The sequence below is a fragment of the Caballeronia hypogeia genome (genome assembly GCF_001544875.2).
Classification (GTDB): domain Bacteria; phylum Pseudomonadota; class Gammaproteobacteria; order Burkholderiales; family Burkholderiaceae; genus Caballeronia; species Caballeronia hypogeia.
Window position 1 is genome coordinate 34,666 of sequence record NZ_FCOA02000002.1, and the last position, 15,019, is coordinate 49,684.

General features: G+C 63.2%; 16 protein-coding genes. 12 read left to right on the forward strand and 4 right to left on the reverse strand.

From position 1 onward, the window contains the following. The first annotated feature begins 34 nt into the window (after positions 1-34). The 8 genes from AWB79_RS03420 to AWB79_RS03455 all read left to right on the forward strand — a co-directional run bounded on the left by AWB79_RS03420 (position 35) and on the right by AWB79_RS03455 (position 8,369). The gene (locus tag AWB79_RS03420; RefSeq protein WP_061165994.1) at positions 35-916 is read left to right on the forward strand and encodes a sugar phosphate isomerase/epimerase family protein; all 882 of its coding nucleotides are present in this window, start codon (positions 35-37) and stop codon (positions 914-916) included. 40 nt (positions 917-956) lie between these two features. Continuing rightward, a complete protein-coding gene (iolG, locus tag AWB79_RS03425) occupies positions 957-1,949 on the forward strand; it encodes an inositol 2-dehydrogenase (protein ID WP_061165995.1) in 993 nt (330 codons plus the stop codon). A 25-nt stretch (positions 1,950-1,974) separates the two neighbouring features. Beyond that, complete coding sequence (locus AWB79_RS03430) at positions 1,975-3,063, forward strand: Gfo/Idh/MocA family protein (RefSeq protein WP_061165996.1); 1,089 nt, start codon at positions 1,975-1,977, stop codon at positions 3,061-3,063. A 72-nt stretch (positions 3,064-3,135) separates the two neighbouring features. Next, positions 3,136-4,206 carry a multiple monosaccharide ABC transporter substrate-binding protein gene (gene chvE / locus AWB79_RS03435; protein WP_061165997.1) on the forward strand — a complete coding sequence of 357 codons (1,071 nt, stop codon included), beginning with the start codon at positions 3,136-3,138 and terminating at the stop codon, positions 4,204-4,206. A gap of 28 nt (positions 4,207-4,234) precedes the next feature. After that, the gene (mmsA, locus tag AWB79_RS03440) at positions 4,235-5,773 is read left to right on the forward strand and encodes a multiple monosaccharide ABC transporter ATP-binding protein (RefSeq protein WP_061165998.1); all 1,539 of its coding nucleotides are present in this window, start codon (positions 4,235-4,237) and stop codon (positions 5,771-5,773) included. Then, positions 5,766-6,974, forward strand: coding sequence for a multiple monosaccharide ABC transporter permease (gene mmsB / locus AWB79_RS03445; protein ID WP_082862257.1), 1,209 nt, complete (start codon positions 5,766-5,768; stop codon positions 6,972-6,974). Before mmsA ends, mmsB begins: the two co-directional genes overlap by 8 nt. Before the next feature lie 24 nt (positions 6,975-6,998). Beyond that, complete coding sequence (locus AWB79_RS03450) at positions 6,999-7,295, forward strand: Dabb family protein (RefSeq protein WP_061165999.1); 297 nt, start codon at positions 6,999-7,001, stop codon at positions 7,293-7,295. A 12-nt stretch (positions 7,296-7,307) separates the two neighbouring features. After that, positions 7,308-8,369: a maleylacetate reductase gene (locus AWB79_RS03455; RefSeq protein ID WP_061166000.1), complete on the forward strand. Its 1,062-nt coding sequence runs from the start codon at positions 7,308-7,310 to the stop codon at positions 8,367-8,369. A 13-nt stretch (positions 8,370-8,382) separates the two neighbouring features. On the opposite strand, the gene AWB79_RS03460 is transcribed toward AWB79_RS03455, so the two are convergent. Beyond that, positions 8,383-8,997 carry a VC0807 family protein gene (locus AWB79_RS03460; RefSeq protein WP_061166447.1) on the reverse strand — a complete coding sequence of 205 codons (615 nt, stop codon included), beginning with the start codon at positions 8,995-8,997 and terminating at the stop codon, positions 8,383-8,385. 251 nt (positions 8,998-9,248) lie between these two features. Between AWB79_RS03460 and AWB79_RS03465 the strand changes: the two genes are divergently transcribed. Beyond that, positions 9,249-9,944 (forward strand): CBS domain-containing protein, encoded by a 696-nt coding sequence (locus AWB79_RS03465; protein WP_061166448.1) that lies wholly within the window; start codon positions 9,249-9,251, stop codon positions 9,942-9,944. A gap of 169 nt (positions 9,945-10,113) precedes the next feature. Here AWB79_RS03465 and AWB79_RS03470 read toward each other — a convergent pair whose 3' ends face one another. Continuing rightward, entirely contained in the window at positions 10,114-10,428 is a 315-nt protein-coding gene (locus tag AWB79_RS03470) for a hypothetical protein (RefSeq protein ID WP_332459653.1), read from the reverse strand. Positions 10,429-10,517: 89 nt separating this feature from the next. Here AWB79_RS03470 and AWB79_RS03475 point away from each other — a divergent pair, with 89 nt between their 5' ends. Beyond that, a complete protein-coding gene (locus tag AWB79_RS03475) occupies positions 10,518-11,879 on the forward strand; it encodes a hypothetical protein (protein ID WP_061166001.1) in 1,362 nt (453 codons plus the stop codon). 58 nt (positions 11,880-11,937) lie between these two features. On the opposite strand, the gene AWB79_RS39975 is transcribed toward AWB79_RS03475, so the two are convergent. Further along, positions 11,938-12,990: an FUSC family protein gene (locus tag AWB79_RS39975; RefSeq protein WP_061166002.1), complete on the reverse strand. Its 1,053-nt coding sequence runs from the start codon at positions 12,988-12,990 to the stop codon at positions 11,938-11,940. Between the two features lie 210 nt (positions 12,991-13,200). Here AWB79_RS39975 and AWB79_RS03485 point away from each other — a divergent pair, with 210 nt between their 5' ends. Beyond that, positions 13,201-13,767 (forward strand): low affinity iron permease family protein, encoded by a 567-nt coding sequence (locus AWB79_RS03485; RefSeq protein WP_061166003.1) that lies wholly within the window; start codon positions 13,201-13,203, stop codon positions 13,765-13,767. 24 nt (positions 13,768-13,791) lie between these two features. On the opposite strand, the gene AWB79_RS03490 is transcribed toward AWB79_RS03485, so the two are convergent. Beyond that, positions 13,792-14,226, reverse strand: a complete 435-nt coding sequence (locus AWB79_RS03490; protein ID WP_061166004.1) for a DUF3597 domain-containing protein — start codon at positions 14,224-14,226, stop codon at positions 13,792-13,794. A 167-nt stretch (positions 14,227-14,393) separates the two neighbouring features. Between AWB79_RS03490 and hfq the strand changes: the two genes are divergently transcribed. Further along, positions 14,394-14,663: an RNA chaperone Hfq gene (hfq, locus tag AWB79_RS03495; RefSeq protein WP_061166005.1), complete on the forward strand. Its 270-nt coding sequence runs from the start codon at positions 14,394-14,396 to the stop codon at positions 14,661-14,663. Positions 14,664-15,019: the final 356 nt, after the last annotated feature.

Genomic DNA, 15,019 nt, shown 5'->3' on the forward strand with positions numbered 1-15,019 from the left:
ATCAACGACATCAATAGATAAAGGATTACTAACTATGAGCACGAAGAAAGTGGAACTTCTGGCGGCATACTGGACGCTCGCTGGCGACGTCTATCCGTGCGCATCGAGCGAAATCAGCCCATTCTCGCTGCGTGAGCGCTGCGAGGCGGCATCGCGCGCGGGCTGGAGCGGTATCGGCCTCATTCTCGACGATCTCGAGCACAGCGTCGGAAAATATGGTCTGTCCGGCGTCAAGGCGATTCTGGACGACACCGGCATGAAGTACTTCGAGCTCGAAATTCTCATGGACTGGTATCTCGAAGGCGATGCGCGCGCGAAATCGGATGAATGCCGCAAGCGCTTCATCGAACTCGGTGGCGAGCTTGGCATGCGCAATCTGAAAATCGGTGCGAGCCCCTTCGACGAAACGCCGGCCGACTTCGCCCGCATGACCGACGAGTTCGCGAAGCTCTGCTGCGACGTGGCGACCGTGGGCGCGACCGTCGCCATCGAGTTCATGCCTTTCTCGCCGATTCGAAACATTGCGGAAGCGCTGAAGATTTCCGAAGGCGCGGATCAGCCCAACGGCGGTCTGATGGTGGACCACTGGCACGTCGCGCGGGCCGGCACGCCCTATAGCGAAGTCGCGCGCATTCCGGCGCGCTATATCAAGGGCGTCGAGATGGACGACGTAGGCGCGCAAATCAGGGGCACGCTGTTCGAGGATTCCACTTTCAACCGCCAGCTTTGCGGCGAAGGCGCGGGCGACTGTCGGGCCTTCGTCGACGCCCTGGACCGCGCGGGCTGCACGCTCCCGTACTACGGCGTGGAACTCATCTCGGAGGTGCACCGCAAGCTTCCGCTCGACGAGATGGCCCGGCGCGCGTACGAGAGCACCATCGCGCAATTTTCGACGAGCGCCACGACGGCCGCCTGACGCCTGCCTTCGACGACACACAACATTTCTGGAGACTGACATGATTCGAATCGCTGTACTCGGTGCGGGCCGCATTGGCCGCATTCACGCTGGCAACGTTGCCGCGAGCCCGAATGCAAAACTCGTCGTGGTCGCGGACCCGGTCGAAAGCGCGGCAACTTCGCTGGCGACGCGTCTCGGCTGCGAGGCATCGACGGACCCGCAAGGCGTCCTGGAACGCAACGACATCGACGCCGTGGTCATCGGCACGCCGACGGATACGCACATCACGTTCATGCTCGAAGCCGTCAAGCGCGGGAAGGCCGTGTTGTGCGAGAAGCCCATCGACCTCGACATGGAGAAGTCGCTCGCCGCCGCGAACGAAGTGGAGCGTCGTGGCGGACGCGTGATGCTCGCGTTCAACCGACGCTTCGATCCGACGTCGCAGGCCTTTCGCAAGGCGATCGACGCGGGCGATGTCGGCGAAGTGCGGCAGGTCATCATCTCGAGCCGCGATCCGGGCATGCCCCCGCGCGATTATGTCGAGCACTCTGGCGGCATCTTCCGCGACATGGTCATCCACGATCTCGACATGGCGCGCTGGCTGCTGGGCGAAGAGCCGGTCGAAGTCATGGCGATGGCGAGCCGTCTCGTCGACGAGTCGCTCGAGAAGCTGACCGACTTCGATACGGTCATGGTTCAGTTGCGTACCGCCTCGGGCAAGCAATGCCATATCAACTGCTGTCGCGAAGCGGTGTATGGCTATGACCAGCGCATGGAGGTATCGGGTTCGAAGGGCATGCTGCTGCAGGAGAACCTGCGTCCCTCCACGATTCGCCGCTGGTCGAAGGAAGCAACCGATGTGCGCGAGCCTCTGCTCAACTTCTTCCTCGAACGTTATGAGGCGGCATACAAGGCCGAACTCGAAGCCTTCGTAGATGCGCTCAACACGAACTCGCCGCTGCCGACATCCGTGCAGGACGGACTGAAGGCGCTGCGTCTCGCGGATGCCGCGCTCGAATCCGCGCTGTCGGGCAAGGCAGTGAAGGTGTAACGAACACAACAGGAGGAGACAGGTCATGACACGAAAGATTGCTCCCAATGAGACGCTCGGTGTGGCATGCCTCGGCATCACTCACCCGCACACGTCCGGGCGAGTCAAGGCAATCCAGCGCCGCGCCGATGCGAAGATGCTCGGCGCGTGGGATACGAGTCCGCTGCTCCAGCCGTTCGTCGACGCACTCGGTCTCGAAGCGCGCTCGAAGGAGGAGATTCTGGCGGACGACAACGTTCATGTGGTGCTGGTGCACTCCAAGAGCGAAAAGATGGCGGACCTCGCCATCGAAGCGCTGGAGGCCGGCAAGGCGGTGCTGTGCGAAAAGCCAGCCGGCCGGAGTTCGGCGGATGCGAAGCGCATCGTCGAGGCGGTGGAGCGCACGGGCGGCCTGTTTCAGGTGGGCTATTGCTGGCGCTTCGCACCTTCGGTCGACGCCATGCAGGCCGCGCTTCAGAGCGGCCGTCTCGGCAAGGTGGTTCAGGTGCGCGCACATGGCGGTTGCTCGCACGACGAGGCGGGTACAGCGCACATGACGCAGCCCGGCGATATCGGCGGCGCGGTGTTCGTGATCGGCTGTCATCTGATCGACCGCATTCTTCTGCACTTCGGCATGCCGCGCTCCGTGAACGCGCGCATCACGAAGTTCCCGAACTTTCATGGCGATGAATCGCGTGAAGACGCGGCAGGCGCGGTGCTGAATTACGAGGACAAGATCGTTACCGTCGACTTCATGTCATGGGACGTGCTGCCGTGGACCGAGAGCTGGGACATCACCGCGTACGGCACGGAAGGCATCATGTCGTCCCGTTCGCTGCCCGCGAGTTACAAGATCTACGATGCCGGCAAAGGCGCGCATCCCGAAGGCTGGACCGAGTGGCAGGAGACGAGCTTCCCGGAAATCTGGGCGACGAAGAAGACGGAGTATTCGCCCGATATCGCGGAGATCGGCAACCCGGTCTATTTCGACCGCGAGTCGAATGCTTTCTTCGATGCGTTGCGCAGCGGCACGCAATCAGTCGTGCCCGCGACGCAAGCCTACAACATCAGCCGCGTGATCGAGGCGATGTTTGCGTCGTCGAAAGATGCGGGCGCTGAAGTTTCGCTTCGCTGAAGCAGGTTTAGAAAGACATCAGTAGATGTCTTTCGGTAAATAAATACGGAATCCTTATCAGGAGACAATGTCATGAAAATCTTGAAGCATGTCGCGGTCATTCTGGCCGCATCGGCGGCTTTCGCTGCAACGTCGGGCGCTGTGTTTGCACAGGACAAGGGCGTGGTCGGAATCTCGCTGCCCGACAAGACCGAATCGCGCTGGATCACCGATGGCAAGAGCATGGTCGATGCACTGAAAGCCAAAGGCTATGCCGCCGATCTTCAATACGCGAACTATGACGTTCCGACGCAGGTGAATCAGGTCGAGAACATGTTGGCCAAGGGCGTGAAAGCGCTAGTCATCGCGCCCATCGACGGAAAGACCTTTTCCGAGGCGCTTGCGCTCGCGCAGAAGAAGGGCATCAAGGTCATCTCTTATGACCGCCTGATCAGTCAGACGAAGGACGTCGATTACTACGCGACCTTCGATAACTACGGCGTCGGCGTGCTGCAAGGGCAAAGCATCGTCAGCGCGTGGCAGAAGGCCGGCAGCAAGACGCCGTTCAACATCGAACTGTTCGGCGGCTCCTCGGACGACAACAACGCGCACATGGTCTATGCGGGCGGCATGTCGGTGCTCAAGCCGTACATCGACAGCGGCAAGTTCGTGGTTCGCAGCAAGCAGATTGCTTTCGAGAAGGTCGCGACGCGCAACTGGGACGGCGCCACGGCGCAGGCGCGCATGGACAACCTGCTGAGCGCGTTCTACGGAAAAGATCATCTGGATGCGGTCTGGACGCCCAACGATGCGATCGCTATCGGCGTGATCTCGTCTCTGAGAGGCATTGGATACGGTTCGGCGCAACAGACCATGCCCGTCGTCACGGGACAGGACGCCGACATCCAGAACGTCAAGAGCATCGTTCGCGGCGATCAGACGTCGACCGTGTTCAAGGACACGCGCAAGCTCGCGAGCGTGGCAGCCGAGATGGTCGACGACGCGCTGACGGGCAAGCAGGTGCCGGTGAACGACACGAAGAGCTACAACAACGGCGCGAAGATCGTGCCGACCTATCTCGTGAAGCCGGTGCTCGTCGATCGCGCGAACTATCAGTCGGAACTGGTATCGAGCGGCTATTACACGCAAGCGCAGATCAAGTAAGGCGGCGCGACATCGGAGGAATTCGATCATGGATACCATTCTGGAGATGCGCGGCATTCAGAAAAGCTTTGGCGCGGTCAAGGCGCTGAACAACGTGAATCTGAGGGTGCGCCAGGGCGAGATTCACGCCATTTGCGGAGAAAACGGCGCGGGCAAATCGACGCTGATGAAAATTCTCAGTGGCGTTTATCCACACGGCTCTTACGCTGGCGACGTCCTTTACGACGGACAGACACGGACCTTCGCCGATATCTCCGACAGCGAGACGGTGGGCATCATCATCATCCATCAGGAGCTTGCGCTCGTGCCCATGCTGTCCATTACCGAGAATATCTTTCTGGGTAACGAACAGTCGAAGCGCGGCGTGATCGACTGGCAGGGTTCGCGAGCGAAGGCCCGCGAGCTGCTGGAAAAAGTCGGCCTGACGGACTCTCCGGATGCGCCGGTCGGCACGCTCGGCATCGGCAAGCAGCAACTCGTCGAAATCGCGAAGGCGCTCTCCAAGGAGGTCCGTCTGCTCATCCTCGACGAGCCTACCGCCAGCCTCAACGAGAAAGACAGCGACACGCTTCTCACGCTGCTGCTCGAACTGAAAGCGCGCGGCGTCACCTCGATCATCATCTCGCACAAGCTGAACGAGATATCGCGCGTCGCGGACGGCATCACCGTGATTCGCGATGGCTCGACCGTCGACGTGCTGGACTGCAAAGCCGAGACCGTGAGCGAGGACCGCATCATCAAGGCGATGGTCGGCCGCGAAATGTCGGACCGCTATCCGCCGAGAACACCGCATATCGGTGAAGTGATCTTCGAAGTGCGGGACTGGCGCGTTCAGCATCCCGTTCAACGCGACCGGGCGGTCATCAAGGGCGTGGATCTCAACGCTCGAAAGGGCGAGATCGTCGGCATCGCCGGGTTGATGGGCTCCGGTCGCACCGAACTCGCGATGAGCGTGTTCGGCGGCACCTACGGACAGGACATCACGGGTCAGGTGCTGATGCATGGCAAGCAGGTCGACACGTCATCGGTGCGCAAGGCGATCGACGCGGGTATTGCATACGTCACCGAGGACCGCAAGGGCAACGGCCTGCTTCTGGACGACAACATCAAACGAAACATCACGCTGGCGAACCTGTCCGGTGTTTCGAAGTTCGGCGTGGTGAACGAGCACGAGGAAATCACGGTCGCCGCGGACTTCCTCAAGAAGCTTCGGATTCGCGCTCAGGGCGTGACGCATGTGGTGGGCAACCTGTCGGGCGGGAACCAGCAGAAGGTCGTGCTGAGCAAGTGGCTGTTCTCGGAGCCCGAAGTGCTGATCCTCGACGAGCCCACGCGAGGCATAGATGTGGGAGCGAAATACGAGATCTACAACATCATCAATCAGGCGGTAGCGGCAGGTAAATGCGTGATCATGATCTCCTCGGAGATGCCGGAGCTTCTCGGCATGTGTGACCGCGTTTATGTCATGAACGAAGGCCGGTTCGTCGGCGAATTCACCGCAGAAGAGGTCTCGCAGGAAAAAATCATGCGAGCGATCATGCGAAATGGAGGCATCGAAAATGCGTAAGGCACTCTCTCCGGTGGCCGCCGAAGGCGCCGAAGTCGGTAAAGGCGAAATGTTCGGAATGGTCAAGCGTATCGGCAGCGAATATGGACTGCTTCTTTCGCTCGTCATCATCATGTTGTTCTTCCAGGTCTCGACCAGCGGCGTGCTGATGCAGCCGCTCAACCTGACCAATCTGGTGCTGCAGAACAGCTACATCGTGATCATGGCGCTCGGCATGCTCATGGTGATCGTGTCCGGTCACATCGATCTTTCGGTCGGTTCCACGGCGGGTCTGGTCGGCGCTCTGGCGGCGGTGTTGATGGTGCAGTACGACGTCAACTATGTCTGGGCCACGATCATCTGTCTCGCGACGGGCGCGCTCATCGGCGCCGTGCAAGGTTACTGGATCGCGTTCTGGCGCATGCCGTCGTTCATCGTGACGCTCGCGGGCATGCTGGTCTTCCGTGGCATGACGAACCTCGTGCTGCAAGGACAGTCGATCGGTCCGTTCCCCGAAGGCTTCGGCGCGGTGAGTTCCGGCTTCATCCCCGATGTGTTTCACGGGCAGGCGCTGCACATCACGTCGATTCTTCTCGGCGTGCTCGTCGGTGCGCTGTTCTTCGTGATCGAGCTCAGGCAGCGCGCAGGCGCCGCGAAACACGGCGTCGAAAGCGGTTCGTTCGCCATGTTCGTGACGAAGAATGTCGTGCTCACCGCGCTCATCGTGTTCTTCTGCTCCCTGCTTGCCTCGTATCGCGGCCTGCCTACGGTGCTCGTCATCATGGGCGTGCTGATCGGCGTGTACACGTTCATCATGAATCGCACGACCATCGGGCGGCGTATCTATGCCGTGGGCGGCAACGCGAAGGCCGCGCGGCTTTCGGGTGTGAGCGTGCCGGCGGTGAGCTTTCTGACCTTCGTGAACATGGGCGTGCTTGCGGCGCTCGCGGGCCTGATCTTCGCCGCGCGTCTGAATAGCGGAACGCCGAAGGCGGGCACCGGCTTCGAGCTCGATGTCATCGCGGCGTGTTTCATTGGCGGCGCCTCCGCGTCCGGCGGCGTCGGCAAGGTGGTCGGCGCGGTGGTCGGCGCGTTCATCATGGGCGTGATGAACAACGGCATGTCCATCATGGGCATCGGAGTGGATTATCAGCAGGTCATCAAGGGCATTGTTCTGCTCGCGGCCGTGTTCGTCGATGTGTACAACAAGAACAAGGCTTAACGGCTCTTTCTACGGCAGACATATATGGTCAAGCACATTGTGATGTGGAACGTCCGCGGCGACACGCCGGAGGCCAGGCAAAAATCCGCGCAGCTCGTGAAGTCCGCGTTCGAAAGCCTGAGCGGCAAGATTCCGGGGCTCACCAGGCTCGAGGTCGGACTGGACGTCAGCGCCGTGGATTATGCGTGCGACGTCGTCCTGTACACGGAGTTCGAAAGCCAGGAATCGCTCGACGCCTACGCCTCGCATCCCGAGCATTTGCGGGTGAAGCAGGTGGTGGGCGATGTTCGTATCGCGCGTCATCAGGTCGATTACATCTAGACGGGTCAGAGCATGTACGAGTTCACCTATACCACGCAGGCATCGCGCGTCGTGTTCGGCGCGGGCAGCATGAAGCTGATCCAGCAGGAAGTCGAGACGCTCGGCGCGCGGCGCGCGCTGGTGCTCTGCACGCCCGAGCAGAAGGCGCAGGCCGAAGTCGTCTCGGCGCTGCTCGGTCCGTCGAGCGCGGGCGTTTTCGATGGGGCGCAGATGCACGTGCCCATCGAGAACGCGCGGCGTGCGCGAGAGCACGCGAAGGCGGTCGGCGCGGACTGTGCGGTGGCGATCGGGGGCGGTTCCACGATCGGACTCGGCAAGGCGATCGCGCTCGAATCGCCGCTGCCGATCATCGCGATACCGACGACCTATGCCGGCTCGGAGATGACGCCGATCTACGGCATCACCGAAGACGGCCTGAAGAAGACCGGCCGCGACGCCAGGGTCATCCCGAAGACTGTGCTGTACGACGCTGAACTGACGATCGGACTGCCGGTTCGATTGTCGATCGTGAGCGGCCTCAACGCGATCGCGCATGCCGCCGAGGGCCTGTATTCGAAGGATGGCAATCCCGTCATGTCCCTGATGGCGGAGGAAGGCATTCGCTCGCTCGCCAATGGTCTGCGCGGCGTGAATCGAAACAGCAGGGACAGGACGGCGCGCAGCGAGTGTCTCTACGGCGCGTGGCTGTGCGGCATGGTGCTGGGCAACGTCGGGATGGCGCTTCATCACAAGCTTTGCCATACGCTCGGCGGAACCTTCAACCTGCCTCACGCGGAGACGCACGCAATCGTTCTGCCGCACGCACTCGCTTACAACAGCATCGTGGCCGACGACGCGATGGAGCGCATCGCGCGCGCATTGAACGTGAAGTCGGCGCCGGACGGGCTGTATCGACTCAACCATGAACTCGGCGTGCCGCAAGGGCTCCGTGAGATCGGCCTGAGCGAAGCCGACCTCGATCGTGCATGCGAGGTGGCGATGTCGAACCCATACTGGAATCCGCGTCCGGTCGAGGAGAAACCGCTCAGGGCGTTGCTGCAGCGCGCGTGGGAGGGCGCGCGGCCCGCCGCCTGAGCCGGAAGCGATCCTACGCCTGTCGCTTGATGTATCTGTTGCGGTAGAACATCGTCCAGACCGTCAGCGCCGCGTAGGTCGCGTAACTGACGAAGGTGGACAGCCGGTTGGCGTCCGTGTCAGGCAGGTGAAGCGTGATCCAGAGTCGCGCGAGATTCTCGCCGACGAGACCGGCGCCCCACACGGCGGTCATCAGCCGGATCGATCGGGCCAGCGCCGGACGTGTGGCCCAGCGATCGTCGAAGTCGGCTTCGCGTCCCTGCTGTTCGCGCGAGAGCGTCGAGCGCGCGAGGTAATACACGAGAGGGCGGTCGAGAAAGAGCGAAAGCAGAAAGAACATGCCGATGACGCCGCTGACCGCCGGCTCGCGTGAATTTCGCAGCCAGCCGTCCGCGCCCGAAAGCAGCACGAGCAGCGACATGACGATGCCCGCCAGGACGATGCCGCTCAGCGCGTCGAAGTGGCGGTAGCGCGTCAGATCGAAGGTCATCCACACGACCAGCGGCAATGCCGATGCAATGAGCGCGCCGACCACGCCGAAGTGCCCGATCGCGATCCTGTAGGCGAGCGCGGGCAATGCCACGTTGACTACGATCGCGATCACATAACGCGCTGACAGAACGGTCATGTCGAGTTCCGCGCAAACCTGACGAGTGTCCGAGCGTAACAGAAGCGCGGTTTCGTTCATCGTCCGACGAAATCGCCGGTGAACGAAGCGCCTGCCGCACATCTTGCGAAACGAATCATCAGATTGATTCGAGATCCGCACCGGCGAGCCGCGCGGTTCGCGAAAGCCATTCTTGTCAGAACCCGTCGTCTGGCGCGATGATGGAGCGCCAGCAGTTCGAGACGATGTTTTCTTCCCTCAAGGAGATGAACGTGCGAGCTTCCGACATCATGACGACTTCGATCATTACCGCCAGCCCCGACATGTCCGTTCGCAACGCCGCGGGCACCATGGTCTTCGCTGGCATCAGCGGCATGCCCGTGGTCGACGAGTCCGGGAAGTTGCTCGGCATCGTCACGGAGGGCGATCTGATGCACCGTGCGGAGCTCGGCACCGGCGTCAGGCAGCGTGCCTGGTGGCTCGAACTGGTTGCATCGACGAGCGAGCTGGCGAGCCAGTACGTGAGGGAGCACGCGCGGAAGGTCCGCGATGTGATGACCACCGACGTCGCCACGATCACCGAATCGATGCCGGTCGCGGACATTGCCGATCTGCTCGACCGCCGGAAAATCAAGCGCGTGCCGGTCATGCGCGACGGCAAGCTGGTGGGCGTCGTGAGCCGCGCCAACCTCATTCGCGCGCTCGTGACGATGGCGCCCGAGGTGCCCGCCGATATCGAAAGCGGCGACAACGCGATACGCGAAGACGTGCTCGCCGCCATGGCAGGCCAGCCGTGGGCGCTCGCGCGGGAGAACGTCATCGTCGAAGGCGGGACGGTGCATCTCTGGGGGCCCGTCGTCGGCTCAGACGAGGGCAATGCAATTCGCGTCGCGGCAGAGAACGTGCCGGGCGTGAAGGGTGTCGTGCCGCATTTCGGGCTTCCGCCGACGCCTTCGTCGCAGGGCTAGGCGCAAGACGGGTTCGTTCGTGCGATCCCGTTTCAGCTCCTGATTGCACGGGGAATCGGCCTCGTTTGCCGGCGCGAACGAAGCTTGCCGTTGACTATGCTGCGCGATGACCGTGCGCAGACGCCTGAGCGTGGCCGCGCGGTTCCGGGCGGCTTTCCGCCTCGCTCGCCTAGTGGTCCGCGGACAGGAGCGGCGGGACCGGAGGTGTGTCGCCGTCGATGAACGCGGTCGCGCAGGCCACCGCGAAGCAATACGCGCTTTCCTCGTTTGCGAAGGCGCCGAGTTCGCCCAGCGACGTGGTATGTCCGTCCTCTTCCAGAATCGATGCTGTGGCGATGTAAGCCGCGCCTTCCCGGCTTACGGCGGCCTTGAACGCTGCGCCACGGTGGTAGATGACCATATTTTCGTTTGACTCGAGGCTGGCGTGAGAGTGAAGCGACGCGTGAAACGGCGTCGCATGCTTGTGAACGTTGGGTTCGCGCAAACCAGTGTCCCCATTTTAGGAAACTAGTACGAAACAGATCATGTACTTATCGAACCGTTTCCGGACACGCGACGAAGCGCGAGAACAAGATGCTCGATGAAATACTGCGGGGCGTGACGCGCTGCTATCGCCTGCCGCCGCTCGACAGCGCAGCCGCCTCAAGCCCGGCGAAGGCCCTGGCGCTCGCGCTGGAACAGGCCCGCGAGGCGCTGGCCCGCGCCGGCACGCCGGATGAAGCGCTGAAGCGCCGTTTCATCGATTCGCTCGCGCGCATGATCCGCGACGCACTGCGCACGGACGGCGGCGACCCCGTCTTTCAGGCGATGACGCTGCGTCACCGGGTCGTGCGGGTGCGCGAATACGCGTCGTTGTCTGCACATGCCGGGCAGGATCGGCGCGGGATTCGCGCGGCCGTTGCTTCGCTCGCGCATCCGGGAAAAGTGGCGCGGATCGTTTCCGTCGCGCAGCGCGACGCGCTGAGCGGGCTTCATGCCGCAGCGACATCGGCGGACTCGTCGGCGTTTCACGAGACCGTTCGCGCCCTGCTCGAAGTGCCGGAGATCGCGCAAGATTCGGCGCTCGCGAGCGGGCTGGTGCGGCTGCGCGACAGCGACGCGTTGACACGTCTGCGCCGGCTCGAATCCTTGGAGGCGGATGAATCCGTGCGCCATTACCGGTCGCTGTGTGACCTTCAGGGCCCGCGTCCGGGCAGTGCGCTGGCCGTGGCTCACGGCGCCGCTTCGCAACGGCGCGGCGTGGCCACGGAAGCGGCGGCGGCCCGCGCGCTCGAAGCGCTGGCGCGTCGCCTCGACGAGGCAGACGGCACGCGCGACGCGTGGCGCGTGGTGACGTCGATGCGTGTTCCGGCTTCGATACCGGCGAGTCACGCGCACGCGAAGACAGAATGGGACGCGGTGCTGCTGCATCGCGTGAGTGCGGACGACGAAGCCTGGGACGTGCGTCTGCTGGTCGAAGCCAAGGCTTCGGTGGATGCGGCCGCCACCGACTTTGGTCGCCTGCTGCGCGGAATACGGCTGCTTGCACATGCGGAACGTGACGCGACTTACGCCTTCGAGACTCGTTGCGGCACGATGCGTATTCGCGGCGCGTCGCTCGGCGCGCTGCGAACCGACGAAGCCAGCCTGCGGCGCACGGTGCTGTATTGCTGCGACGCGCCGGCGGAGGCGAATCCGCGCCTGCTCGGCGCGGCCATCCGCATGCAGCTCCTGTCGGCGCCCGCAAGCCTGGAATATGCTGCCGCGCTCGCGGAAAACCCGCATGCCGATGCGCAGGTTCTCGAAGCGATATGGACCGATCTGCTCGCATCGCCGCGCTGGCGCGCCGTGCTCGACCAGTATCCGATGCTGCGTCAGGTCCGCGAACTGATGGTCCACACGAACGACCTGGCCGCAGCGGCCGACAACGCTCACTGCGAATCGGGCAACGCATAGGCGATCACGCAATCGTCCGGCTTCGTGGGAAACGAGCCGTGTCCGCTCGCCGCTATCGCTATGGATGGAAGCGCATCTCCAGCACCCGGCCGATGTTCGCGAGATTCGATTCGATCTGATCCAGCGCAAATGACAGCGTGGATAGCGCCTGCGATTGCAACGGCATCACTTCAGACCCGCCGACGCGCGCCCGCACCGCGGCCGCGGCGTCGTGCAGCGGCCCGAGGAAGCGCTGCGTCGGAGGCAGCGGCACGCCGCCGCGCATCCACTCGGCGAGCGCTTTCAGATAGCTGTTCGCGCAATGGCACACCGCGTCAATGCGCTCGATCAGCGCATCGCGTTCTTGATGCGGCAGCGACGCGCATTGCGCCTGCCCGACGCGGTCGAGCAGCACCAGTCCGTGCCAGAGCGTCTGGAACGCGTTGAGGGCGGCGGCGAGCGTCGAGCCCGTCTCGAAGCGCGCGCGCACGCGCGTTTCGCCGCAGACCGCGCGCGCCTCGACGAGATGGCGCAGGAAGCGCTCATGCAGCGCGTCGACACTCGTGCGGTCCTCGACAGGATGCAGGATCGGCAAGGTCGTGAGCAGCGCGCGCGAGTCGTCGAGCAGTTCGCCCATGATGTCGAAGGCGCGCGAGCGGGCGAGTTGCGGCCACACGCTCACCGACACCGCAATGCCGATGGCCGCGCCCGCCACGATGGCCTCCGCACGCGCGAACGCGCCCGCGATGCCGGCGGACGGTTCCAGCGCGAGCGCCGCCGCCACGACGATGCTGTAGTTCGTCGTGGGAAAGATCGTCGAGGACAGGCAGGTGACGAGCGTCGCGAGGCTGAGCCTTAACAGCGCATTGTCGGGCGCGGCGAAGAAATGCAGCGTCGCGACGCCGACCGCCGTGCCGAGTACCGCGCCGATCATCTGCCCGGTGCCGTGCTTCAGGCTGCGGTCGAAGTTGACCTGCAGCGTGAACAGACTCGAAAACACGCCCCAAGTCAGGCTCGGCGAGGCGATGAACTTCATGCACGCATACGTGAGCACGCTCGCGATCGACGACTGCACGCACATGCGCGCCGCATCGAAGCGGCCGATGCGCCGGCGACGGATGATCGGATTCACTTCGGATTCACGTCGGCTCGTGCGCGGTCTTCATGCAGGCCAAACGCATTGCATTCAGCGCGGTGAGGAAGGCAGGGTTCTTCATGGCGTCAACATCGGATGAGTCGTGCCGGAATTCAGCAAGTGTCGTTCCGGTGCGCTCCCGCGGGACGTATGTCTCTCGAAAGCTGCACTTGCTAAATTCTTTTCATCCCTCTCGAAACCCCCCACATGAACGACAAGAACCCGCTTCCCGATGCCGCGCCCATGGATACGGTGCCTTCGACATCGAGTCCGGGCTACGCGAAGGCACATCCGGTCACGCGCGCCTTCGACGCTTTCGCCAGCACCGTGACGCGCTGGGCCGGATCGCCCGTCGCCTTCGGGCTCGCGGTGATATCAGTGGTCGTCTGGCTCGTGTCGGGGCCGTTCTTCCATTTCTCGGAAGGCTGGCAACTGGTCATCAACACGGGCACGACGATCATCACCTTTCTGATGGTGTTTCTCATTCAGCAGAGCGCGAACAAGGACAGCGTCGCGGTTCATCTGAAGCTCAACGAACTGCTCGCGTCGCACAAGCACGCGAGCAACAAGTTGATTGGGATCGAAGACGCGACCGAGGAAGACTTGCGCAAGCTCGCCGCGGCCTATCTCCAGCTCGCGGAGGAACGGGAGAGCGAGGGCGCGGCGACGCACGAAGACGGCGCGGCGGCGGCCGAGATCGCGCGCCGGCTCGCGAAAGCGCAGGCGCGCAACGCGTCCAGACGCGGAAGCGACGAACGCGTCGAGGCGGAATAAGGCTGACCGGACGGCTCCGCGCGCTTACTTGAGATCGTCGGGCACCTTGCCGCCGTTCTCGGCGAGCTTCTGCATCACCTGCTTGTGCAGCCAGATGTTCATCGCGGCGGAGTCCTCCGTGTTGCCGCTGTAGTGCAGTTCGGAGGCCAGCTCCTTTCTCGCGGCGAGGCTGCTGTCGAGACCCAGCAGCTTCATCAGATCGACTATGGAGGTGCGCCAGTTGAGCTGCTCGCCGTGGCTCGCCTGCATCTGCGTGAGCACCGCTTCGACATCCACGTTCTGTTGCGGGGCGTCGGCCTGCGCGGGGGGCGATGCGGCCGTCGATGTCGCGGGCGCGGCGGCGCCTGCCGCCGGCGCACCGGAAGCAGGCGGGGCGGCGCTCCCGCCTGCTTGTGCCGCTGGCGTATTGCTGTCCTGATGGCCGAAGATCTTGCTCATGATCGATGAAAAGATGCTCATAGCGCCTCCTGTGGGTTAAGGCAACTTGCCGTCGCAAACCATGTGCCGCGACCACTTGTGCAGCGTTTTGGCGACGCATCCATCTATCATATGGAAATGAACACGAGCGGCCGCCCGCATGACGCAGCCGGCCCCCCCATTATTCTTACCGATAGACCGAGAACACCATGTCCGAAGCCGCGCCGAATCCCCAGAACGAATTCCTCAACGTCCTGCGCAAGGAGCACAAGCGCGTCTCTGTTTTTCTCGTCAACGGCATCAAGCTGACGGGTCACATCCAGTCATTCGATTCGTATATGGTCTATCTCAACTCGACGACCGGCGCGCAAGGCATCTTCAAGCACGCGATATCGACCATCAGCGAGGATCAGGGCCGCACGCACCGGCCGGAACGGCCCGAGCGCCACGAGCGGCCGGAGCGCCGTTCACACGAATGAACGCTTGCGTGCGATGCGCGTCCGCTCGCGGCGGCCGGCGAGCCGCGCGCTTCAGGCTGAGCCGCGCGAGCGGAGGCCGACGGGCTGCAGACCGCCGCGCAACAGGAACGCGACGAGCTCGGCCTGGCGATGCGTATCGGTCTTGGCGAGAACCTGCTTCAGATAGCCGCGCGCCGTTCCGATCTCAATATTCAACTGCCTCGCGGCGAGACGCAGGTCATCGCCGCGCGCGAGCAGGGCCGCGAGCGCTGCTTCGCGCCGCGTGAGGCCAAAGGCGGCGCACAGGAACGATGTGTCGATCGCGGGCGGCCGGTCGGCTTCCATGACGAACACGATCGTGCGTGCAGTCGCCACGC